Source organism: Jeotgalicoccus saudimassiliensis (assembly GCF_000756715.1).
GTDB classification, from domain to species: Bacteria; Bacillota; Bacilli; order Staphylococcales; family Salinicoccaceae; genus Jeotgalicoccus; species Jeotgalicoccus saudimassiliensis.
On sequence record NZ_CCSE01000001.1, the window covers coordinates 642,905 to 667,672 of the forward strand.

Annotated in this window: 22 protein-coding genes; 20 read left to right on the forward strand and 2 right to left on the reverse strand. The window is 43.9% G+C overall.

Annotated features, from left to right (window positions below; translation table 11 throughout):
- The first annotated feature begins 12 nt into the window (after positions 1 to 12).
- Positions 13 to 1,002: a CAP domain-containing protein gene (locus RZ44_RS03070; RefSeq protein ID WP_035808363.1), complete on the forward strand. Its 990-nt coding sequence runs from the start codon at positions 13 to 15 to the stop codon at positions 1,000 to 1,002.
- A 155-nt stretch (positions 1,003 to 1,157) separates the two neighbouring features.
- On the opposite strand, the gene lexA is transcribed toward RZ44_RS03070, so the two are convergent.
- Complete coding sequence (gene lexA, locus RZ44_RS03075) at positions 1,158 to 1,775, reverse strand: transcriptional repressor LexA (protein WP_035808365.1); 618 nt, start codon at positions 1,773 to 1,775, stop codon at positions 1,158 to 1,160.
- A 142-nt stretch (positions 1,776 to 1,917) separates the two neighbouring features.
- On the opposite strand from lexA, the gene RZ44_RS03080 reads away from it, so the two are divergent.
- From RZ44_RS03080 to RZ44_RS03135, 12 genes are all read left to right on the forward strand, one after another.
- A complete protein-coding gene (locus RZ44_RS03080) occupies positions 1,918 to 2,232 on the forward strand; it encodes a hypothetical protein (protein WP_035808367.1) in 315 nt (104 codons plus the stop codon).
- Positions 2,233 to 2,323: 91 nt separating this feature from the next.
- Positions 2,324 to 2,548 carry a DUF896 domain-containing protein gene (locus tag RZ44_RS03085; RefSeq protein ID WP_035808369.1) on the forward strand — a complete coding sequence of 75 codons (225 nt, stop codon included), beginning with the start codon at positions 2,324 to 2,326 and terminating at the stop codon, positions 2,546 to 2,548.
- A gap of 32 nt (positions 2,549 to 2,580) precedes the next feature.
- A complete protein-coding gene (gene tkt, locus RZ44_RS03090) occupies positions 2,581 to 4,566 on the forward strand; it encodes a transketolase (protein ID WP_035808371.1) in 1,986 nt (661 codons plus the stop codon).
- A gap of 67 nt (positions 4,567 to 4,633) precedes the next feature.
- Positions 4,634 to 4,876, forward strand: a complete 243-nt coding sequence (locus RZ44_RS03095; RefSeq protein ID WP_035808374.1) for a YneF family protein — start codon at positions 4,634 to 4,636, stop codon at positions 4,874 to 4,876.
- A gap of 129 nt (positions 4,877 to 5,005) precedes the next feature.
- Positions 5,006 to 6,685 carry a glutathione ABC transporter substrate-binding protein gene (locus RZ44_RS03100; protein WP_035808377.1) on the forward strand — a complete coding sequence of 560 codons (1,680 nt, stop codon included), beginning with the start codon at positions 5,006 to 5,008 and terminating at the stop codon, positions 6,683 to 6,685.
- 83 nt (positions 6,686 to 6,768) lie between these two features.
- Positions 6,769 to 8,439 carry a glutathione ABC transporter substrate-binding protein gene (locus RZ44_RS03105; protein ID WP_231856245.1) on the forward strand — a complete coding sequence of 557 codons (1,671 nt, stop codon included), beginning with the start codon at positions 6,769 to 6,771 and terminating at the stop codon, positions 8,437 to 8,439.
- A gap of 159 nt (positions 8,440 to 8,598) precedes the next feature.
- Complete coding sequence (locus RZ44_RS03110; RefSeq protein WP_035808380.1) at positions 8,599 to 10,278, forward strand: glutathione ABC transporter substrate-binding protein; 1,680 nt, start codon at positions 8,599 to 8,601, stop codon at positions 10,276 to 10,278.
- Positions 10,279 to 10,452: 174 nt separating this feature from the next.
- On the forward strand, positions 10,453 to 11,991 hold the full coding sequence (locus RZ44_RS03115) for an AbgT family transporter (RefSeq protein WP_035808383.1): 1,539 nt from the start codon (positions 10,453 to 10,455) through the stop codon (positions 11,989 to 11,991).
- Positions 11,992 to 12,112: 121 nt separating this feature from the next.
- On the forward strand, positions 12,113 to 13,891 hold the full coding sequence (locus tag RZ44_RS03120) for an ABC transporter ATP-binding protein (RefSeq protein WP_035808386.1): 1,779 nt from the start codon (positions 12,113 to 12,115) through the stop codon (positions 13,889 to 13,891).
- A complete protein-coding gene (locus RZ44_RS03125) occupies positions 13,888 to 15,660 on the forward strand; it encodes an ABC transporter ATP-binding protein (RefSeq protein WP_035808389.1) in 1,773 nt (590 codons plus the stop codon). Before RZ44_RS03120 ends, RZ44_RS03125 begins: the two co-directional genes overlap by 4 nt.
- A gap of 79 nt (positions 15,661 to 15,739) precedes the next feature.
- On the forward strand, positions 15,740 to 16,444 hold the full coding sequence (locus RZ44_RS03130; protein WP_035808391.1) for a cytochrome c biogenesis CcdA family protein: 705 nt from the start codon (positions 15,740 to 15,742) through the stop codon (positions 16,442 to 16,444).
- Position 16,445: 1 nt separating this feature from the next.
- A complete protein-coding gene (locus tag RZ44_RS03135) occupies positions 16,446 to 16,943 on the forward strand; it encodes a CcdC family protein (RefSeq protein WP_035808393.1) in 498 nt (165 codons plus the stop codon).
- A gap of 435 nt (positions 16,944 to 17,378) precedes the next feature.
- On the opposite strand, the gene RZ44_RS03140 is transcribed toward RZ44_RS03135, so the two are convergent.
- Complete coding sequence (locus RZ44_RS03140) at positions 17,379 to 17,858, reverse strand: DUF2621 family protein (protein WP_035811507.1); 480 nt, start codon at positions 17,856 to 17,858, stop codon at positions 17,379 to 17,381.
- 116 nt (positions 17,859 to 17,974) lie between these two features.
- On the opposite strand from RZ44_RS03140, the gene RZ44_RS03145 reads away from it, so the two are divergent.
- The 7 genes from RZ44_RS03145 (at position 17,975) to RZ44_RS03170 (ending at position 24,244) form a co-directional block, all read left to right on the forward strand.
- A complete protein-coding gene (locus tag RZ44_RS03145) occupies positions 17,975 to 18,178 on the forward strand; it encodes a DUF1659 domain-containing protein (protein WP_035808395.1) in 204 nt (67 codons plus the stop codon).
- Positions 18,179 to 18,218: 40 nt separating this feature from the next.
- Complete coding sequence (locus tag RZ44_RS03150) at positions 18,219 to 18,431, forward strand: DUF2922 domain-containing protein (RefSeq protein WP_035808397.1); 213 nt, start codon at positions 18,219 to 18,221, stop codon at positions 18,429 to 18,431.
- Between the two features lies 1 nt (position 18,432).
- On the forward strand, positions 18,433 to 18,552 hold the full coding sequence (locus tag RZ44_RS11120; RefSeq protein WP_074431610.1) for a YvrJ family protein: 120 nt from the start codon (positions 18,433 to 18,435) through the stop codon (positions 18,550 to 18,552).
- A gap of 93 nt (positions 18,553 to 18,645) precedes the next feature.
- Positions 18,646 to 19,761, forward strand: a complete 1,116-nt coding sequence (locus tag RZ44_RS03155; protein WP_035808399.1) for an exonuclease SbcCD subunit D — start codon at positions 18,646 to 18,648, stop codon at positions 19,759 to 19,761.
- Positions 19,748 to 22,750, forward strand: a complete 3,003-nt coding sequence (locus tag RZ44_RS03160; protein ID WP_035808401.1) for an AAA family ATPase — start codon at positions 19,748 to 19,750, stop codon at positions 22,748 to 22,750. Before RZ44_RS03155 ends, RZ44_RS03160 begins: the two co-directional genes overlap by 14 nt.
- 96 nt (positions 22,751 to 22,846) lie before the next feature.
- Positions 22,847 to 23,464, forward strand: coding sequence for an SCO family protein (locus tag RZ44_RS03165; protein WP_035808403.1), 618 nt, complete (start codon positions 22,847 to 22,849; stop codon positions 23,462 to 23,464).
- Between the two features lie 111 nt (positions 23,465 to 23,575).
- Complete coding sequence (locus RZ44_RS03170; RefSeq protein ID WP_035808408.1) at positions 23,576 to 24,244, forward strand: type 1 glutamine amidotransferase domain-containing protein; 669 nt, start codon at positions 23,576 to 23,578, stop codon at positions 24,242 to 24,244.
- Positions 24,245 to 24,768: the final 524 nt, after the last annotated feature.

A 24,768-nucleotide genomic window follows, 5' to 3' on the forward strand; every position in this document is an offset into this window, starting at 1 on the left:
TGGAGGAATAATATGGTACGGCGAATTACGGCACTATTAATTGTATACGCATCATTGTTTTTAATCGTACCGGCCGTACAATCCTACGATTTTCGGGACGGACTGACGGGGGATTATTTTAATCACTGGCTCGAACAGAACGTAATTCCAAGTTACGATACGACAAAAATAGAACAGGTCCACGGGACTCAGGAAACGAATATTAACTATTCGCTCGGAGCTTCATTCAGAGTGGAGGACGAGCCCGTAATCAATTCAGAATACGAAGGCAGCTTCGCTGTAATGAATCAGCCGGGTGCATTTCATATGCTTCTCGTAAGAGACGGTATAATTACAGGCGGCTACACCAGTTCGGGTGATGTCTCCATCGGGCAGATGAGCATCGGCGGTATGAATCAGGCGAAACTGCGTGAAGTATACGGAGAACCGGTGGATTATATACGTAAGCAGTGGAAGCGTCTGAAAGTCGACCATGACGAATACGACGTGTTCGATGTCGGCAACTACTATGCATATTTCTTTTACGATATACATGACGGTTACAGAGCGAACGGAATGCTGATTATTAATAAAGACGAAGTGATTGAAATCAATGACATTTATAATAATCCGCCGCAGGAAAATAACGAACTGATGCATTACTATTTAGTAAATGCCACACGTTCGGAGTACGGCTATTCTGCACTTGAACGCGATCCCGCTGCAGACGCCGCAGCGTATCACCACAGCAGGGATATGGCAGTGAATAACTATTTCGATCATGATTCACCCGACGGCAGAACGCTGAAAGACAGATTGATAAACGGTTCTGTAGACTTCAGACTCGCAGGTGAAAATATTGCGACGGGACACACGTCTCCGATATTTGCACACCACAGTTTAATGAACTCCCCGTCACACCGCGTGAACGTGCTGAACGATGAATTTAATTACGTCGGTATCGGCATCGAATACAGCAGTGAGAATATACCGTATTACACAGAAAATTATATACAGAGATAGACATGGAAACATCCGGATTGCTTAATCCGGGTGTTTTTTTGAATTGTGAGTTTCCCGGGTTCATGCGGTCGAATGCTGTGTATCGGCCGCATGAGCGGATAACCAGACAAAAAACCGCCCGGAATAAAAGTTCCGAACGGTCATACACTCAATATTTAAATAAATTCCCTGAACAGCCCGACAACTTTACCGAGAACGATGACGTTATCCAGGTAAATAGGTTCCATCGTCGTATTTTCCGGCTGCAGACGGTAATAGCCTTTTTCTTTATAGAAACGTTTCACCGTTGCTTCGTCGTCTTCTGTCATCGCGACGATGATTTCACCGTTATGCGCAATGTTCTGTTTGCGGACGATCACCCGGTCGCCGTCGTGAATGCCGGCATCGATCATACTGTCACCGACAACGTTTAACAGAAAGATTTCACTGTTGTGGTTTGCAGTGAAGTGTTCGGGAAGAGGGAAGTACTCTTCGACGTTTTCCACGGCTGTTATAGGCAGACCTGCGGTAACTTTACCAAGGACAGGCACATGAATCACAGGTGATGAATTGTCATCCGATGCCTGGACAATTTCAATCGCACGCGGTTTTGTGGGGTCGCGTTTAATATACCCTTTTGTTTCCAGTTTCGCGAGGTGGCCGTGCACTGTTGAACTCGACTGAAGCCCCACTGCATTACCGATCTCACGAACACTTGGCGGATAGCCTTTATCATTGACGCTGCGTTTTATATATTGAAAAATATCTTTTTGTCTGTCTGTTAAATCTTTCATATTGTTACCTCCAGCCTTATATTAATTAAATTTTATCATATAGTATATGCACTTACAAACATTTGTTCGTATTTTTGTTGACTGCGAACAGGTGTTCTGTTATATTGTTATTACAAACATTTGTTCTAAGGAGTGGTTAGTAATGACAATGAAAGATTTCAAAACTCTGACAGGTTTATTCGCAGTAATGCTTAGCTTCGGGCTTTTATATAGTTTTAATATGGTAGAACCGGATTACGCAGAGAACGTACATTCTCATGAAGAGACTGCATTTTCTGAAAATAGTAATGATGAATCAGACGAACATGAATCGAACATCACAGTGTCGGCAGCATCCATTAATGAGCAGGAAGAATCGGATGAAAACTCACTGGAAGAAAATGGTGCAGCGCCGGGCTTTATCAGCAGCGGAATGCTCACGAAACAGCTGAATTATGAAGTTTCAAGCAGAAATTAACTAATTAGTGTATATATTGCCGATTAAAGTGCGGGACCATTTGGTTTCCGCACCTTTTTTATGGTAAATTATATTGGAAAGGGTGGAGCTTATGTTAGACGATCAGAAGTTATTACGTCTCAACCAGCTTGCTAAGTTAAAACGCGAGGATAAAATATCCAAAACGGAACTTAAGGAGCTTACCGGGTTGAGGGAAGAATATTTATCCAACTTTAGGAATTCATTTAAGAACCAGATTAAAAACACTAAAGTGATTGATCCGGAAGGTAAAGATGTAACCCCTGACAAAGTTAAGGCATTACGCAACAAAAAATAATAATGTAGAGAATTTAAAGGAGTCGAGAGTAAATGTCATTTGATAAAACTGACTTATTAGCGGTCAATACGATCCGTTCTTTAAGTATTGATGCAATTGAGAAAGCAAACTCGGGTCACCCGGGACTGCCTATGGGCGCTGCACCAATGGCGTACGTATTATGGCAGAAACATTTAAACTTTAACCCGAATAATGTTAACTGGTTTAACAGAGACCGTTTTGTACTGAGTGCAGGACACGGTTCTATGTTAATTTACAGCCTGTTACATCTTTCAGGTATTTTAGAAATGGATGACTTAAAAGAATTCAGACAGTACGAATCAAAAACTCCGGGACATCCTGAGTTTAAACATACAGACGGCGTAGAAGTTACAACAGGTCCGCTTGGACAGGGCTTCGCAATGAGCGTCGGGATGGCGATGGCTGAAACACATCTGAACTCTGTATTTAATACAGACGAGCACAAAGTCGTTGACCATTATACTTATGTACTTGCATCAGACGGCGACCTTATGGAAGGTATTTCCCATGAAGCTGCGTCACTTGCAGGACACCTGGGTCTGAATAAATTAATCGTCCTTTACGATTCAAATGATATTTCACTCGACGGGGATCTTGATAAGAGTTTCTCTGAAGATGTTGCAGGACGTTTCAAAGCATACAACTGGCACTATCTGCGCGTAGAGGACGGCAACGACCTTGATGCAATTGACAAAGCAATTGAAGATGCTAAACAAAGCGACAAGCCGACACTGATCGAAGTTAAAACTGTTATCGGGTACGGCGCACCTACAAAATCAGGTAAGTCAGATTCACACGGCGCACCGCTTGGTGCAGAAGAACGTCAGGGTGCTTATGAAGCATACGGCCTTGACCATTCGAAAACTTTCGATGTAGATGAATCAGTATACACACGCTTTAAAGAAACGTTAACTGCACGCGGTGAAGATGCTGAAACTGCATGGAATGAAATGCTGGAATCATACAAAGCTGCAGATGAAGCAAAATACAGCGACTTCAACGCTGCTGTAACACGTGAGCTTACTGAAAATTACGCAAAAGATCTGCCTGTATACGAAGCAGGAAGCAAAAAAGCAACACGTGGTAACTCAGGAGACATGATTCAGGAATTATCGAAATCAATTCCTACATTCTTCGGCGGTGCTGCTGACCTTGCCGGAAGTAACAAAACAAACGTTAAAGATGAATCCGACTACGCGAAAGATAACTACGGCGGACGCAACATCTGGTTCGGTGTAAGAGAATTCGCGATGGCAGCGGCAATTAACGGTATGGCCGCACATGGCGGTCTTTATCCATATGCCGGAACTTTCTTTGTCTTCAGTGACTATCTGAAGCCTGCAGTACGCCTGAGCGCGCTGATGAAATTACCTGTAACATATGTCTTTACACACGACTCAATCGCAGTTGGCGAAGACGGGCCGACTCATGAGCCGGTTGAACAGCTTGCAGGACTCCGTGCGATTCCGAACCTGAACGTTATTCGTCCGGCAGACGGCAACGAAACACGTGCGGCATGGAAAGTGGCAATGGAATCTGAAGATACTCCGACTGCATTAGTTCTGACTCGTCAGGATCTGACTGTACTGGATGTGGAACAGGATAAACTTGAAGAGGGCGTTCGCCGCGGCGGATACCTTGCTTACGACGGCGGAGACGACGCTATCGTATTCGCAACGGGAAGTGAAGTATCACTTGCTGTCGAAACAGCACACAAATTAGCTGAAGACGGCGTGAACATTAAAGTTGCATCGATTCCTAACGTACAGGCATTCCTTAACCAGGATGAAGAGTATATCGAATCGGTATTAAATACTGACATTGAAAACCGTACAGCGGTTGAAATGGCTGCAAGCCTCGGCTGGCACAGATTTGTCGGAATCAAAGGCAAACTTTTAACAATTGACACATTCGGAGCAAGTGCACCGGGCGGGGAAGTTGTTGAACGTTACGGCTTTACTGTTGAAAATCTTGCAAACATTGTACGCAATAAATAAGCATTGAATTTAAATGTCCGTTAATGTAAACTAAATAGTGGTTTACACGGAAAAGAGGTGAGCATTTTTGGCGACTTGGATATGGATACTAATTGTAATCGTAGCCCTTATTGGTGGTTTCGCATTAGGATTTTGGATCTCTAGAAAATACATGATGGATTACTTGGAGAAGAACCCTCCTATTAATGAAGACATGCTCAGAATTATGATGATGCAGATGGGTCAGAAGCCATCGCAGAAGAAAATTAATCAGATGCTGAGTATGATGAATAAATCATCAGAACAAGCTAAAAAAGAGAAGAAGAAGTAAGAACTTTACAGGACACGCACTTTTTATAAGTGCGTGTTTTTTATATATATTTAAATTTTAGAAAATTATTGCAATTTTGTTATCGGCATGGATATAATACATTTATCAAACGAAAGGGGTATAACACCAATGAAAAACAGAAAATTTTTAGCGTTTCTTGTAATCGCTTTCTTATTTGTCATGGCAGCATGTTCAAGTGATGAGAACGTCGATGAAGAAGCGGGCGGCGAGGCTGCTGCCGACAGTGAAAAAACAGGGGATTTAACAATTGGAACAATGGCTGAAATGGTGACGACAGATCCTCACGGATCAAACGACTCAGCATCACGCCAGGTAAGAGCGAACATATATGAAACGTTAGTATTCCAGGACGTGGATATGTCACTATCGCCGGGACTTGCAACAGAATACGAACAAGTTGATGAAACAACATGGAATTTTAAACTTCGTGAAGGCACGACTTTCCACAACGGTGAAGATTTCACCGCAGAAGATGTCGTTGCAACTTTTGACCGAGTACAGGATGAAGCAATGGCTTCACCGGTGCTGTTCCTGTTCGAAATGATCGAGGAAATTGAAGTTGTAAGTGATTACGAAATTAATATTCATACATCTATTCCATTTGCACCGCTGGCAAGTCACCTTGCCCACAACACAGGTGGAATTATTTCAAAAGCGACAATTGACGCAGACTACCAGGCAGCACTGGATGCAGCAGGCAGTGACGTGACTCTTGAAGAGTATTACGAACTGCGTGAATCAGGCGGCGATGAGTACGATACAGTCAAAGAGGCAATCAGTGAGCACCTTGGTACTGTTGTGGCAAATGAGCCAAACGGAACGAATCACCTTAAATTTGTTTCCCGCAGTGCAGGAGACTCGGTAGTGCTTGAGAAATTTGAAGACTTCCAGGGCGGCGACCGCTACTTTGAAAACGTCACGTTCAAAGTTATTCCTGAAAACGGAGCACGTATGGCTGAACTGGAAACTGGCGGAATCCAGGTTGCAACTGATGTGGATTCAGCAAACATGGAACGTGTTAAAAACGGGGCGGATACTGCGGTAACTACAGCAGACTCTGTACGTATGTCATACCTCGGCTTCAACATTAACAAAGAGCCGTTCAATGACGAGAAAGTGCGTCAGGCAATCTCTTATGCAATCGACCGGGAAGAAATCGTAGCAGGAGTATACGATGACATGGGCAAGCCGGCTAAAGGACCTTTAGCTCCGGATGTTTGGGGTTACTCTGAAGAACTTGAAGGACAGGCATACGACATTGAAAAAGCGAAAGAGATTTTGGCTGAAACAGATGTGGCAGACGGCTTTGATACAACGATCTGGGTAAACGATGATCAGCAGATTATCGATACTGCAGTATATATCCAAAGCGAACTGAAAGAACTGAACATCAACGTTGAAATTGAACAGTTCGAGTGGGGTGCGTACCTGGAAACACTGGCACAGGGTAACCACGAAATGTTTATCCTCGGATGGACAACTGTAACAGGTGATGCGGACTATGGTCTGTATGCACTGTTCCATTCTAAAAACCAGGGTGCAGCGGGTAACCGTGTGTTCTACGACAACCCTGAAGTGGATGAACTGTTAGATGCAGGACGTGCAGAAGTAGACGAAGAGGCACGTCAGCAGATTTACACTGACATTGAAAACATTCTCGTAGAAGACTCGCCGTCAGCATATTTGTTCCACGCACAGTTTGCTGCAGGTTATAACGAATCTGAAGTAAGCGGTATTGAAGTGGATCCGGCAGGCGGACTGCACTTTAAAGATGTAAGCTTTAAATAATGATTAACAATAAAAAGGTCCTTTAATTGATTTTCGGTTAAAGGCCCTTTTTAATTAACGGACATCAAAGGAGAGGCATTCTATTGAATAAAAAATTTATATCTGTATTAATGATTGCGCTATTATTTATCATTGCGGGATGTTCAAGTAATGACAACGTGGAAGTTGAGGAACAATCCGGTTCAGACAGTGAGAAAACCGGTGACATTACTGTTGGGATGCTGTCGGATGTTGTATCACTGGATTTACACGGTTCGAATGATGCGCATTCCAGTCAGGTCAGATCTAACATTTATGAGAGACTGTTAAATCAGGATGTAAATATGGAACTTCAGCCGGGACTTGCGACTGCATATGAACAAATTGATGAAACAACGTGGAACTTTAAACTGCGTGAAGACACGACTTTCCACAACGGTGAAGATTTCACGGCGGAAGATGTGGCAGCGACATTTGACCGTGTGAGAGATGAAGCGCTTGGTTCACCAGTGTTATTTTTATACGACATGATCGAAGATATTGAAGTGGTCAGTGATTATGAGATTAACATTCACACATCAATTCCATTTGCACCGCTCGCAAGCCATCTGGCACACAGTACTGCAGGTATCATGCCGAAAGAATTAATAGACAGTGACTATGAAGCGGCGCTTGAAGCAGCAGGCAGTGATATCACAGTAGAAGAGTATTATGAACTGCGGGATACGGGCGGTGAAGCGTACGATGCAGTAAAAGACAACATCGGTGAACATCTTGCTTCTGTAATCGGCAATGAGCCGAACGGTACTAATCATTTGAAATTTGTTTCACGCTCACCGGGTGAATCCGTTACACTGGAGAAATTTGAAGACTTTACCGGCGGCGACCGCTATTTTGAAGAGGTGACATTCAGTGTCATCCCGGAAACGAGTGCACGAATTGCAGAATTGGAAACAGGCGGTGTACAAATCGCAGCAGATATTGATTCTTCGAGTGTCGAGCGTATTGAAAACGGGCCGGATACTGCAATGGCAGTAAAAGATTCTGTGCGTATGGCATACTTAGGATTTAATGTGAATAAGGAACCGTTTGATGATATTAAAGTCAGACAGGCAATTTCGTATGCAATTAACCGTGAAGAGATTGTCGAAGGTGTATATGACGGAATGGGTATTACAGCTAAAGGACCTTTAGCTCCGGATGTGTGGGGTTATTCAGAAGAACTTGAAGGACAGAACTATGATATCGACAAGGCGAAAGAACTTTTATCGGAAACAGAAGTTGCCGACGGATTTGATACGACATTGTGGGTTTATGATGATCAACAGGTAATCGATACGGCGGTATACATTCAAAATGAGCTGGCGAAACTGAACATAACGGCTGAAATAGAACAGTTTGATTTAGGCGCATACTACGATACGCTTGAAAACGGCAGCCACGATATGTTCATGCTCGGTTGGACGACAGTAACAGCAGATGCTGACTACGGGCTTTATGCACTGTTTCATTCTAAAAATCACGGAGCGGCAGGTAACCGTGTATTCTACGATAACCCGGAGATTGATGAACTGTTAGATGCCGGACGTGCTGAAACGGATGAAACAAAACGACAGGAAATCTATACAAAAGCAGAAGAAATACTTGCAGAAGAAGCACCGTCAGCATTTTTAAATCATTCACAATATGCAGCGGGTTATAATGATGCTACACTTTCTGATGTAGAAATCGATCCGACAGGAAGAATACATCTCGATCAGGTCAGATTTAAATAACTGGAAACTCCCTTTGGCTGCAGCTGCGGCTAAAGGGTATTTTTATGCATATTCTTGTTTATTGCTTTTATCATTATACGAAATCGAAATATCATATTGCATAAATTCACCATTTTCTATATAATTCAAATTATCAAAATATTTTGGGGGTTAACAAAAATGGTAAAAAGAGGATTTAAGTATTTTCTTTTACTGACTGTGGCACTGGTACTCGCTGCATGTTCCAGTGATGAAAATGTAGACGAAGCTGCAGGCGGGGGAGAAAGTGCCGAAGGCGGAACGATTAATATCGGGATGTCTGAAGACATGGTAAGTGTCGATCCGCACGGTTCTAACGACTCGGCAAGTGCACAGATCAGACGTAATATTTATGAATCTTTAATTTTCCAGGATGAAGCACTCGAATTAACACCGGGACTTGCAACTGAATGGGAAGCAACAGGAGATACAGTATGGAATTTCAAATTACGTGAAGGTACAACGTTCCACAGCGGTCAGGAATTTACTGCTGAAGACGTGAAGGCAACACTCGACCGCGTAAATGACCCGGCAGTTGCATCACAGGTTGCGTTTCTTTACGAAATGATTGAAGAAGTTGAAATTGTTGGAGATTACGAAGTTAATTTACATACAGAATATGCCTTCGCTCCATTACCTGCACACCTTTCACATAACGCAGGCGGAATTATGAGTAAGGATTTAATCGACAAAGACTACCAGGCTGCACTGGATGAAGCGGGCAGTGATGTAACTCTGGAAGAGTACTACGAACTGCGTGAAGCAGGCGGAGATGAGTTTCAGGCTGTTGCTGATGAAATCAGCGAGCACATCGGTACTGTAACAGGTGCTGAAACAGACGGGACGAACCACCTGCAGCTGGCTGACCGTTCTCCGGGTGACTCGGTAACACTGAAAAAATTCGAAGATTTCCAAAACGGAGAGCGTGAATTTGATGAAGTTATTTTCAGAGTAATTCCTGAAACACAGGCCCGCTTAGCTGAACTTGATACAGGCGGTATTGATATTGCAAACGAAATCGATACAGCAAGTGCCGAACGTATCCAAAGCGGTGATGCAACAGAACTGATCGAAAGTGAATCGGTAAGAATGAACTATTTAGGATTTAACGTAGAGAAAGAACCGTTTGATGATCCGCTGGTACGCCAGGCAATTGCACACGCAGTTGACCGTGATGAAATTATTAACGGTGTGTATGACGGTTACGGTATTACAGCACAAAGTCCGCTTGCTCCGAATGTCTGGGGTTATGATGAGGAACTTGACAGTATCGACGTTGACGTTGAGCGCGCGAAAGAACTCTTAAGTGAATCAAGCCAGCCGGACGGCTTCACTACAACATTATGGGTGAATGACGACGCGGCAATCGTGGATTCAGCAGTTTATATCCAAAACGCATTAAGTGAAATTGGCATTACAGTGGAAATCAAGCAGTCTGAGTGGGGTGCATTCCTCGATCAGACAGCAAACGGCGAACACGATATGTTTATCCTTGGATGGACAACTGTAACAGCTGATGCGGACTACGGTCTGTATGCATTATTCCACTCGAAGAACTTCGGTGCACCGGGCAACCGTTCATTCTATAAGAACGAAGAAGTCGATGCATTACTTGATGAAGGCCGTACAAATCCGGACGAAGCCGGACGCCAGGAAGCGTACAGCGAAGCACAGCAGATTCTCATTGACGAATCGCCGGCAGTCTATCTGAACCATACGAGCTTCCTGCTTGGTGTGAATACAGAAGGTGTCAGCAATATCGGTCTTGACCCTGTAGGAAACATCAGACTTGAAAATGCGACATTCAGCAGTGAAGAATAAGATAAAAGTAAGCGCCCGGACAGGATTAACTCCCTGTCCGGGTGTTTTGTTATGTTCATGTTTAAAGTGCATGATAAGAAAACGTATTCACAGAGTTTCTGAAACTTATCAGCTAGTAAAAAGTAATACGGGGTAGTATAATGAACAGCGATTATTAAATTAGAGGAGATTACTATGAATAAGAATTTAAAAGAGAAGCGTTCAGTTCTCGACTGGATAGAGCTTACCGGTAATAAGCTGCCGCATCCGGTAACGATATTTTTAATTTTTACATTGCTGGTCATTTTTATTTCTCACGTTTTATACACGCTCGGTGTCAACGTCAGCTACGTAGGAATTAATCCCGAATCGGGAGAACGCGAAGAATTAACAGTACACGCCATCAGTCTGATGACCGGAGACGGTATCAGATTTATTTTTACGAGTGTGGTTCAGAACTTTACGACGTTCGTGGCACTTGGTCCCGTATTAGTTGCGATGATCGGTGTCGGTGTCGCTGAAAAGAGCGGATACATCAGTGCATTAATGACAAATGTCGTGACGAAAGCTCCGCGTAAATTCGTGACACCAATCGTTGTATTTATGGGCGTCATGTCAAACGTTGCGGCCAGTGTCGGTTACGTTGTACTCGTGCCGCTTGGTGCAATTATCTTCTTGGGATTCCGGCGTCATCCGCTCGCAGGTCTGGCAGCGGCATTTGCCGGTGTTGCGGGAGGCTACTCTGCGAACCTGCTGATTGGAACAAATGATCCGCTCCTGTCCGGTATTACGACTGAGGCAGCCGGTATTCTCGATGCAACGTATATTGTGCAGGCAACAGATAACTGGTTCTTTATGCTCGTATCAACGTTCCTGATCGTTATCCTCGGTACTTTAATTACGGATAAGATTGTTGAACCGAGACTGAAGAAATTTGATTTTGACTCAGAAGAAATCAGTGACAACAAAGATTTAAACAAACAGGAAAAACGCGCTTTACGCTGGGCGAATATTTCTGTACTTGTCACAGTGCTTGCGATTTTAAGTTTAGTCGTATTCCCGGGTTCTCCGTTACGCGGTGAAGACGGCGGAATTATCGGTTCCCCGTTTATTTCGAGTATTATCTTTATTATGATGCTCGTCTTCCTGGTCCCGGGACTAGTGTACGGTGCAGTGAATAAGACGATAAAAAATGATAAGGATGCAGTGAAGTTAATGGACTCGTCGCTTGCGACAATGGCAGGGTTTATCGTGCTGATTTTCTTTGCAGCACAGTTCGTTGCACTGTTTAACTATTCCAATTTAGGTACGATTATTGCGGTTAACGGTGCGAGCCTGCTCGAAAACTTAAATATCGGTTCGATACCTGTGCTGATAGTGTTCATACTGATTACTACGCTGATTAACCTGGCAATTGCTGCTGACTCTGCGAAGTGGGCAATTATGGCGCCGATCTTCGTACCGATGTTTATGCAGCTCGGCATTGCACCTGAGGTCACACAGATCGCATACCGTATCGGTGACTCTTCAACGAATATCATTTCACCGCTTATGCCGTTCTTCCCGCTCGTTGTTGCTTTTGCGCAGCGCTACGGAAAAGAAAATGGTATCGGTACGGTGATTTCCTTAATGCTGCCGTATTCAGTCATTTTCATCATTGCATGGATGATTATGTTCGTCATCTGGATGATGCTCGGTATTCCGGTAGGTCCGGGAACAAACCTCTCATATTAAAAGTGTTAGAGCCGCAAATTATTTGCGGCTTTTTTTCATCCTTAGGAATTATTTCAATTTCCGAAATATATGGTAAAATTCAAAGTGAAACAGAGGTGTCGAAACAAGGGGGAGTTTTCGCATGCGGGTGTTTAAAAATTTGGGATGGTTTTTTAAACTCGAAAAGAAAAGTTATATTACAGGACTGCTCATGCTGGTCCTCGTCGCTCTTTTGGAACTCGTGCCGCCGCAGGTCATCGGCCGGGTCATAGACAGGATTACGACGGAAACCTTAACATCAAATGCCCTGGTGCTATTTGGTGTACTGCTTTTATTTACAGCGATATTAACGTACATATTCAGGTTTTTATGGCGTATTATGATTTTTGGTGCGTCGAACAGACTGGGCCGGAAACTCCGTGAACAGCTCTTTAAAAAATATTCATCGATGTCTCCGGCATTTTTCGGCAGGCGCCGTACCGGTGATTTAATGGCACACGCGACAAACGATATTAACGCGGTTCAGATGACCGCCGGTGCAGGTATTCTGACCATTGCAGACTCTGTTATTACCGGCGGTGCGGTGCTCGTGACGATGGCACTGACAGTCAGCCCGAAACTGACGCTGATCGCGATGATTCCTTTGCCGTTTATGGTTATTTTAACGAGCTGGTACGGATCGATACTAAGCCGTCTGTTCCGTGTGGCGCAGGCTGCTTTCAGCTCTTTAAACGATAAAACCCAGGAATCCATTGCGGGTATCAAAGTAACAAAAACATTCGGCTACGAAGAAGAAGATTTAAAAGACTTCACAAATTTATCCGATGATGTCGTTCATAAAAACTTAAAAGTGGCAAAAATTGATGCGCTGTTTGATCCTACGATTACAGCGATTATTGCCATCAGCTACTTCCTGTCAATATTTTTCGGGGCACGAATGGTTGTTGCTGACGAGATTACGCTTGGACAGCTGGTGACATTCACGACATATCTCGGCATGATGGTGTGGCCGCTCCTTGCACTCGGCTGGTTCTTTAACTTAATCGAGCGGGGGAAAGCCTCTTACGACCGTATCGAAGAAATCATGAACACAGTAAGCGATATCGGCAATACAGCGGCAACAGACGATGTGCCGTCCGGTGACATTACATTTAACGTGGATGAATTCACTTTCCCGGGAGAGGATGATGTGTCGCTTCGAGATCTTCATTTTACTTTAAAAGAAGGACAGACACTCGGGATTGTCGGGCGCACGGGTTCGGGGAAAAGCTCAATTATCAGACTGCTGCTCCGTGAGTTTGATACAGCAGGCAATAACGCTGTAGAGATAAACGGACTTGATATTAAACAGTACGATATTAAAAAGCTGCGGGCGCTGTTCGGTTATGTGCCGCAGGATAATTTCCTGTTTTCAACGACAATCAGAAACAATATCGCATTTACGAACCCGGAGATCGGTACCGCGGCAATTCACCGGGCAGCTGATTTGAGTTATATTCACAACGATATTGAAGGTTTCCCGGAAGGTTACGATACGGTCGTCGGGGAACGCGGTGTATCATTATCAGGCGGACAGAAACAGCGTATTTCCATTGCACGCGCTTTAATTTCAGACCCTGATATTTTGATTCTCGATGATTCCCTGTCGGCGGTTGATGCGGAAACGGAGACGGCAATTTTAAGGAACATCGAAGAAAACCGGGCGGGCAAAACGAATGTTATTACAGCACACAGAATGAGTGCAGTAAGAAATGCAGATTTAATACTCGTTATGGAAGACGGCCGCATCGTTGAGCGAGGCACGCATGAATCTCTGACGAAGGCGCGCGGATGGTATTACGAAACGTATAAAGCACAGTCGCTGCGTCAGAACTTAACAAAAGAACTGGATGAAACGCTGGAAGGGGGTGACGGGTCATGACGACAGATGTTATTAACTTAACGCTGAAAGATCAGCTCCGTGTACTCGTCCGCCTTTTAAAGTACACATTGCCGTTTAAAGGCCTGATCATCCTCGCATTCAGTATGCTGATTATTTCAACGGTAATGGGTGTCATGACACCGTACCTCGTCATGATTTTTATCGACGAATATTTAACGCCATCCGTATTCCCGGAAGAGGAAATTATGTGGCTGATTATCGCATTCATTACCGTAAACGTGCTTGCGGTTGTGACGACATACTGGCAGATTTACCTGCTTCAGCGACTGGCGTTTAAAGTCATTCAAGAGCTTCGTATCGATGCTTTTCGTAAAATCGGCAGCCTCGGCATGACGTATTTCGATAAAGTGCCGTCCGGCAGTGTCGTATCACGTCTCACGAATGATACTCAGGCAATTGTCGATATGTTTACATCGGTGCTTGGAACATTCCTGATGGCACTGTTTATGGTCGTATCGAGCTTCGTGATGATGTTCATACTCGACGTCAAGCTGGCGTTTATCGCGCTGTTATTTATGCCGGTCATCGTAACCATTCTGCTCGTTTACCGTAAATATTCCGCCCGTTACTTTTCGCATGCACGTGGGCTGTTAAGTGATATGAACGCAAAACTTGCAGAGTCGATCGAAGGGATGAAAATCATTCAGGTATTCAATCAGGAAAAGAGACTCCAGCGTGAATTCGAATTAATTAACGAAGAGCATTATCAGTACAATCTCCGCACGATAAAACTCGATGGTCTGCTATTAAGACCGGCCATCGACATGATTTACATTCTGTCGATCATTGTCATTCTGACCTATTTCGGATTTTTAAGCTTTGAAACGAGCGTAACAGCAGGTGTTATTTTTGCATTCATACAGTATATGGAGCGCTTTTTTGAACCGATTAACCAGGTCAGTCAGAATTTGAATATTTTCCAGCAGGCACTTGTTGCAGCGAGCAGAGTATTTACGCTGCTTGATGATAAGAGACTTGAGCCGGTCCAGCAGGATAAGGCCGCTGCTAAAATTACCGGCGGCCGGGTCGAATTTAAAAATGTGACATTCAGTTATGACGGCAACGTCGATGTATTAAAAAACATCAGCTTTGAAGTGCCGCCGGGTACGACGACCGCACTTGTCGGCCACACGGGATCCGGTAAGAGTTCCATCATTAATCTGATGATGCGGTTTTACGAATACGAACACGGTGAAATTTTAATCGACGGGCATTCGATTAAAGAACTGCCGAAAGAAGAAATGAAGCGGAATATCGGTCTCGTGCTGCAGGATCCATTTATCTTCTACGGTACTTTAACGTCGAACATTAAGCTGTATCACAGTGCGATGACTTTTGAAATGGTGGAAAATGCGGCGGAGTTTGTCGGTGCCGACAGTTTCATTAATAAGCTGCCCCATCAGTTCGAGCAGAAAGTCGTGGAGAAGGGTGCGGATTTCTCAAGCGGGGAACGCCAGCTGCTCGCATTTGCGAGAACGATGGCGACAAATCCGAAAATACTGATACTCGATGAGGCGACGGCAAACATCGATTCATCGACGGAAGAAAAAATTCAGGAATCGCTGATGAAAATGCGAAGCGGCCGAACGACACTCGCTATAGCGCACCGTCTGTCGACGATTCAGGACGCTGATGAAATTCTCGTTCTGAATAAAGGCGAGATCGTTGAGAGAGGCACGCATGACGAATTGGTACAATTAAAGGGAATTTACTATAAAATGTACCGATTGCAGAACAGTAAACAATAATTTGTCATATTTAAAGCACTTAATATATTCATACCCCCAGTCAGATTTGATATACTGAGTCTGAATGGGGGTTATTTTAATGGGATCAGAAGTAACATTTCTCCTCGCCTTCGGAGCAGGTGTGCTGAGTTTTGTGTCCCCTTGTGTTCTGCCGGTTTTCCCTGCATTCGTATCGTATATTACCGGGATGAGCTACAACGAGGTTGAAAAACAGAATTTTAATGGCCGCGCCATTTTACATACATTGTTTTTCTTAATAGGATTCAGCATTATATATATTGCTCTCGGCTTTGGAACGTCGTTTTTCGGAGGCTATCTGATTGAGTACGGTAACCTGATCCGTCAGATCGGTGCAATCTTAATCGTTATTTTTGGACTTGTTATTACAGGCGTCCTGAAATTTGATTTTCTGATGAAAAACCATAAAGTTGAATTTAAAAACAGACCATCCGGTTTCTTCGGCTCGATTTTAATCGGTATGGCATTCGCAGCAGGCTGGACACCGTGCAACGGACCGATTATCGGTGCGATTTTTGCAATGAGTGCGTCAGAACCGAGCAACGCGTTAATGCTGATGGTTGTATACTGTATCGGATTTGGTATTCCATTCTTCGTATTAAGTTTCTTCGTATCGAAAACACGCTGGATGCTTAAATACTCAAATATTCTTATGAAGACCGGCGGCATTATCATGATACTGATGGGAATATTGTTATACTTCGACGGCTTGACACAGATTATTATCTGGCTTCAGCCACTCTTCGGAGACTTCCAGGGATTCTAATATGATTGAATTTCTTGAATCAATCGAAGAACTGCTTTTCCTGATAGCATCAATCGGCGCAGTTATAATGGGGATTATCGTAATTTTTGTCCGCAAACATGCGAGTAAATCGCCGCTGACATTAAAGAAAATAATTATCCCGCCGGTGATGATGTCAACGGGAGCGCTGATGTATATATTCCCGTACTTCAGACTGTCGTGGCTTCATATCGCTGAGACTATTGCGATCGGTGCAGTATTTTCAATAGTATTAATCATTACGACGAAATACGAAGTGAAGAACTCCGAGCTCTACGTCAGACAGACTAAAGCATTCCCTATCATATTAATGGGACTGCTGCTTGCGAGAATCGCATTAAAGTATATATTATCGCTGAATACGACACCTGGCGAAATCGGCGGGATGTTCTTCCTGCTCGCTTTTGTCATGATCGGAATCTGGCGTATATCAATGCTGATCAAACATAATGAATTTAAAAAACAGCAAGCCGTCGTGTGACGGTGAGCTGTTTTTTTGTTGGTTGGGGGGGTGAGCTGGATCGGCGGGGCGGAGTGGGAATCCCGGATGACAACGGCGATTCCCCGTTGTGAACCGAGCGTCCCCGGATGACAACGGCGATTTCCCGTTGTGAACCGACCACTCCCGAATGACAACGGTGATTTCCCGTTGTGAACCGATCACCCCCGGATGACAACGGCGATTCCCCGTTGTGAACCGAGCGGCCCCGGATGACAACGGCGATTCCCCGTTGTGAACCGAGCGGCCCCGGATGACAACGGCGATTTCCCGTTGTGAACCGACCACTCCCGAATGACAACGGTGATTCCCCGTTGTGAACCGAGCAGCCCCGGTTGACAACGGCAGTTCCCCGTTGTCAACCATCAAACCACCACATTCCCCTCAATCTGCCCCACAAAAAAACAGCAAACCATCCTATGATGGTCTGCCGCTTACTTTTTCCGTCTGCTCAAAGATGGAGAATTTCTGTTTCTCATCATCTGCAAGTTCAAACAGTTCTAAATATGGTGTGTAATCTATCTCAAGCTGATTTAATTTTTTCTTCATGAATCTGTGATCTTTTTTCGGTGTAGCGATAATGTACCCTTTCATTATCTGATCGAGCTCTATCGTTTCAACACCTTCATCAAGCGCAATTTTGGAAATTCTGCCGGCAATTCTTTCTTTGGCCACGTCTCTGAACAGTTCCGGAACCGGGCTCACCAGTTCGTTCAGCAGTTCGCGCGCATCTTTATTCCATAACGGCAGTGCCTTTTCTATGTAATAGTCCTGCCAGTCGAGTTCCGAGTAGCCGTCGCCTTTAGGCATGCGGCGGAGAAACTTTCTGAACATAAAAAAGCCCCCGATTGTCATCGCACCGAGCATTATGAACGTCCATATCGCAATTAAAATCATAAAAATATCAAATGACACTGTAATCACCTCTACTTACCCCATATTATACATATTTTAAAACTTATTTGTCCATTTAATAATTTGTGACGATATATAGGATGAAAGGGGGTGGGAACATGATACAAAAACTAAGTGCCAAATTTCACTACTTCGTATTAAACGAAGCGGGACGCGAAGTTACAAAGCAGCGCTCACTGCACAGCCTGTCGATCAATACGAGCGATGACAACATTAACAAGCTTGCGGAAATTTACGAAAACCTGACAGGAGAAACGTACTCTATCGTTGAAAAAGTAGTCACTCACGTCGTAATGAAGTAATTTAAAAGATTAAAACCAGTAACCGAAAGGAGGAACACCAATGGAAGAAAAACTAGTAATGGTATTTATTACGAACCAGGAAAAGAGATATACACTGACAATCAACAATCCGAAAGAGGGACTGACAGCTGCAGAAGTGGAAGCTGAAGCAGCGCGCCTGATTGCAGAGAATGTTCTCCGTCCGTCTCAGGGTATCCCGGTTTCCCTGTATTCTGCAAAAATCGTCAACACATCAACTGAAGTCCTCAAGTAATATGGACTGGATTCCTTTTGTGAGCGATGTTGGATTTCCGGCGGTAATTACGTTTTTCCTGCTCCACCGTATGGAGACGAAACTCGATGATTTAATAATTACAATCCAGCAGCTCAAATAAAAATGAGACTCTCCCGGAGATTTACCGGTGAGAGTCTTTTGTACGTTATGAAGTATGATAAAATCAGTATAATGACATTAAGAGGTGACTACTATGCGGATTTTACATACAGGTGACTGGCATATCGGCCGCAAAATGAACGGTCTCGATTTAATCGATGATCAGGCATACATACTTGAGAAATTAATGACTGAAATAGAAACCAATGACATTGATATCGTTGTCGTTGCCGGAGATATTTTCGACCGCGCAAATCCGTCGCAGCGCGCATTAAAGCTTGCGAATGAGATGCTTTACAGAATCAATATTACGCTCCAAAAACCGCTCCTTGTCATCAGCGGTAACCACGACAGCCGTGAAAGATTGAACTACGGCAGCGAGTGGTTTAAAGCTACGGATTTTCATATTAATACGGAGCTTGATGAGGCACACATTCCGGTCACAATTGGTGATACGGATTTTTATCTGCTGCCGCATCACGAAGTACTTGAGGCGCGTAATTATTTCCAGGATGATGAAATTCATTCCCATCAGGATGCTTACGGTAAAATTATTGAGAAGATTGAAGAGAACCTCGACCAGGACAAGACGAACATTCTGATCGGTCATTTATACTTATCGGACAGTATCGAAAGTGACTCTGAACGTCCGCTGTCGATGGGACTGAGTGAAGCGGTATCTGAAGACACGTTCAACAGCTTTGATTACTCGCTGTTTGGGCATCTGCATCATCCGTTTGCGGTAAACAGCGAAAAAGCATTCTACAGCGGTTCGCTGTTGAAGTATTCATTTTCTGAGCATAAGCAGCCGAAAGGGTACAGAATTATCGATACCGATGAGAAGAAAGTGTCGTTTATCCCGCTTGAACCGAAACACGATGTCGTTGTATTTACCGGTGATTATGAAGCAGTAATCAATGAAACAGTGACGTTTAAAGATAAAGATGCGTACTTTAAGTTTGAACTGGCGAATATGAGTTATGTGACAGAACCGATGAGTAAAATTAAAATGATCTATCCGAATACGCTTGAGCTGAAACCTTTAATTGAAGATAAATCGTCAGATCTTCAGACTGTTGATATGACGACGACCAGCGATGCTGAAATTTATGAGGCGTTTATCGAAACGACGCTCGACAGAAATGTAACGGATTTTGATAAGACGATGTTTAAGTCATATTTTGCAGGTGAACATAATGAAACTGATTAATTTAAAAGTAGAATATTTCGGACCGTTTGAAACTGAAGAAATTGATTTCAGCAGTCTGAACAACAAATTGTTTCTGATCAGCGGACGTACGGGTTCCGGCAAGACGATGATTTTTGATGCGATTGTTTATGCGCTTTACGGCAGTGCCTCGACGACCGGACGTGACGAGGAATCGCTCCGCAGTCAGTTTGCACCTGCCGACAAACAGGCACAGGTTAAACTGACGTTTGAAGTACGCGGAAAACAGTATACGGTCGAACGCACGCTGAAATACCATAAGCCGGGTAATAAGAGTGCCACACCACCGAAAGCTGTACTGTATGACAGCGAAAATAACATTCTCGCAGGCAAGCTGAATGAAGTACGGGATGCGGTGGAGGATATCGTGAAGCTGAACCGTGCACAGTTCAGAAAAATTTTAATACTGCCGCAGGGTGAGTTTAAGGAGCTGCTTGTGTCATCGAGTACAGATAAGCAGGAAATTCTAAGAACGTTATTCCAGACAGGACGTTTCCTGAACTTTGAGCTGAACTTAAAAGAAAAGCTGAAAGAACAGTCGGCGGAAGCTTCAAAACTTGATATGAGAATTAACGAACGGGTTAAGCACATACATACTGAAGATATCGATATTACAGAACAGCAGGAATTCCCGAATTACAACATCGTGCTGGAATACGCGGACGGCGTCATATTCAGCTATGAAAAGAAACTTGAGGAACTGACAGAAACAGGTAAAAAGCTGAAAGAGGCATATCAGGAAAAGCAGTCGGTTCTTCAGAAAAAAACACAGCATAATGAACAGGTTGATAAATTGAACGCACTGACTGAGTCTCAAAGTGTACTTAACGCACAGGCCGGGTCAATTGAACAATGGCGCAGTGACATTGCAACATTTGAGTCTGTCTCGACGATTAAATACGAGCTGCTCCGTCATAAGGAGCTTGGAGCTTCAGCAGATGAGATTAATAACAGTTTGTCTAAAGAGCGGGAACTGGAACAGTCGCTGTCGGAGAAGCTTAAAAACAGTCAGACTGAACTGGAAGAAACAGAGAGAAACATTCCGGATATGAACAAGAGGCAGCAGCAGTATTACAGCAGAGAATCATTTTTATCTACTGAGTATGAAACGCTGACTGATGATATTGAATCACTTTCGTCAGAACTGGAACAGAAATCTGCAGACGGTGAAAAACTGAAGGAATCGATTACAGAAACAAAAGCATCTCTCGGGAAACTAACCGCAACACGCAGCGAAGCTGCAGAGCTGCAGGAAGAGCACAGCGAACTCCGGGATCAGTGTAAAGATCTTGAGAACGACGTTGAAGCCGCACATTCAGATAAGAAACTGCTTAATGAACGCAGCGATATTAAAAACAAGATTCAGGCAAACAACGAAACCATTGCCGGTCTTAAAGAAGAAGTGAAGCTTTTTAACAGCAATCTCGCTCATTACGATGAGGAAACCGTACAGACATTGAATCATTTAATCAATCATCTGGAACTCGGAACAGCGTGCCCGGTCTGTGAACAGACTGTCCTCGAACTGCCGGAATCAGGCGGGTTTTCTGAAGAAGACAGAGTCCGTCTGAATGCACTGCAGGAACAGCTGGCGGAACATGAAGAGGAAAACCAGAAACATGTGATACGCATCGATGTAATCGATGAGCTGCTGAAAGATAAAGAGCCGCAGGACCCTGCCGCGCTCGAAACAGAACTTGAAAAGTTAAATGAACAAAAAGCGGCAGTTTCTCTAAAGCTGGAGAAAGCAAATAAAGAACTGGAAGAGAAAGAACGATTAAATACCGAACTGACTAAACAAAATGAAACGGTTCATTCACTCGAGCTGAAACATCAGGAACTTAAAAGTACAGCAGCCGGGCTGGCGGATAAACAGCAGAACTTTAAAGATGTTACAGGATTTACCGATTACAGCGACTTTAAAGTTCATATGAATAATGAGCGTGAGTTTATAAAAGAGTTCCAGAACAATTTAAATGTACTGAAAGAAAAGGTAACCGATTTAACGAAACAGCATGAACTGTGCGCTGCAAAAGTGAAGTCACTTGAAGCGGATTACAATAAGACAATGGATTCTAAAATCCAGTTCAGCACTGCAATTGACTCGTTTATGAGAAAAAATGAGTTTACGAGTGAGTCAGTTCTCCACGATATTATTAACGACGAGTCGATCAGCGCCAAAAAAGATAAGGTGAAATCACACGATGATGAGAATTTATCTCTTACTAACAATATTAAAGAGCTTAAAAGTTCACTCGAATCTGTGGAGAAGTTTTCTGTCGATGAGGACAAAGCGGCTGTTTCGGCAGCAGAAGCTGAGCTCGAGGCTGCACGCGAATATTATGCTGCCGTGAAGGAACGTATGAACCAGAACGTTTCCTCAAGGGCGTATCTTTCGAAATTAATTGATACGTTCAATGCATCGTACGAAGAGTTCAGTAAACTGAACGAGCTCGTTGAAGCAGTGCAGGGGAAAAAAGGACAGAAAGTGTCGCTTGAACGATACGTTCTGACGTATTATCTCGAGCGTATTCTGGAGCTTGCGAACGTCCGTCTGACTGCGATGACGAATCACCGTTACAAGCTGCAGCGGAGCATGAAGAAAGTGAACCGTTACAGCGGACTCGATATTGAAGTGTTTGATTTCTACAATAACCAGGCCCGTAATATCAATTCGCTGTCCGGCGGGGAAACGTTCCAGGCATCACTCGTACTTGCGCTGGCTTTAAACGAAGCGCTGCAGCAGGAGTCTGGAGGAATTACACTCGATACGATGCTGATCGATGAAGGATTTGGCACGCTCGACCATGAAACACTTGAAGTGGCAATATCAACATTGATTGATCTGCAGACGACGGGCAAGACAATCGGAATCATTTCCCACGTCGAGGAATTAAAAGAGCGCATGGAACATATTTTATATGTTAAACCTGAAAATGAACGGAGTACGACCGAGATTGTGACACTGTAGTCAACGTTTAGTCATAAAAAGGGCATAATTTATGCGTACAGTCATTTTCAAATTTGATAAAATTAGAAGTAAGATGAAAAGTAGGAGGGGACACACTTGAAAAAGTGGTTAATCGCGGTTTTGGCGGCACTCATGTTTCTTACAGCGTGCAGTGCAGGCGCAGTGGAGCCGATGAGCCGGTACGGTGATGAAATACAGGACTTCGAAGTGACGAATCAGAATGACGAAACGTTCACGAGAGAAGATATGGAAGGTAAAGTATGGCTGTTGAGCTTTATCTTTACGAACTGTGCAACTGTATGCCCGCCGATGTCTCAAAATATGACTTCCGTCGCGCAGGAACTTGAAGAAAAAGGAATTGAGGACTACGGTATTATGAGTTTCTCGGTAGACCCTGAAGTGGATACACCGGCAGTACTGACAGAGTACGCAGGCTGGTATGATATTCCCGAAAATACGGACTGGCAATTCCTGACCGGCTACGATTACAGTTTTATAAGAGGATTTGCAGAAGACAACTTTAAAACAATCGTTGCTCCGCCGCCAAAAGGCAGCAACCAGGTCACACATGGCACAGCATTTTATCTTATAGATGAAAAAGGCATAATCATTAAAGATTACGCCGGTGTGGACTCCGGAGATAATAAATTCCCGCAGGCAGAAGTTGTGTCTGACGTAGAGAAACTGGTTGAACAGAAGAATGAGGAAGAGTAGATAATACCTGTGAACACCGGGCTTTTGAAGGTCCGGTGTTCTTTTTTGTTTCCTAAGATTAGTATCGCATATTTAAGGGTAAGAGAGCTTTAAAGGAGAGTGGATATCAATATGAGTAAATCTGTATTAATTATGGTTACAAATGCTGATACAATCGCAGGCAACAAGAATATGCCGACAGGAGTGTGGCTGTCTGAAGCGGCCGAACCGTATATTGCATTTCAAAGTGCAGGATTCAAAGTTGATATAGCATCACCTAAAGGCGGTTCAGTGCCTGTAGACCCGAATTCGGTAGAAGGCGGAAACGATGATGAAAAATTCACGGAAGTAACGAAACTGCTTCAGGATACATTGAAAATGAAAGACGTCGTATATGAAAACTACGATGCGATATTCCTGGCAGGCGGTCACGGGGCAATGTTCGACTTCCCGGGTCAGGCAGACATTCAAAACATAATGGCCTACTTTAAAGATAACGGCAGAGTTATCAGCGGAGTCTGCCATGGTCCGGCTGCATTTGCTGATGCAAAAACTAAAGACGGCAAATATTTAGTAGATGGAGTTAAACTCACATCATTTACGAATGCTGAAGAAGACTCAATGAATTTATCAGAATACATGCCGTTTATGCTGCAGACAAAACTTGAAGAAAACGGAGCAGGTTTTGTTAAAGGCGAAGCTGGAGAAGAAAATGTCGTTACGAGCGGTAACTTTGTAACAGGACAAAACCCTGCTTCATCTCAGGCTGTTGCAGAGGCAGTTATAAACAAATTACAATAATAAATTATTAATGTGGGCGGCACCTTTTACAGGTGCCGTTTTTTGTGTTTGCTTGGGGTGGTGTTGGATGACAACGGGGATCCGGTGTTGTGAACCGGGGTGGTTCGATTGACAACGGTGATTTGCCGTTGTGAACCGGGGTGGTTTGATTAACAACGGTGATTCGGTGTTGTAAACCGGGGTGATTTGATTAACAACGGTGGCCCGGTGTTGTAAACCGGGGTGATTTGATTAACAACGGTGATTCGGTGTTGTAAACCGAGGGAGTTCGATTGACAACGGTAATCCGCCGTTGTGAACCGGGGTGGTTTGATTAACAACGGTGGCCGGCCGTTGTGAACCGGGGTGGTTTGATTAACAACGGTGCCCGGCCGTTGTGAACCGGGAGGGTCTGATTAACAACGGTGATTCGGTGTTGTAAACCGAGGGAGTTCGATTGACAACGGTAATCCGCCGTTGTGAACCGGGCGAGTTTGATTAACAACGGTGCCCGGCCGTTGTGAACCGGGCGAGTTTGATTAACA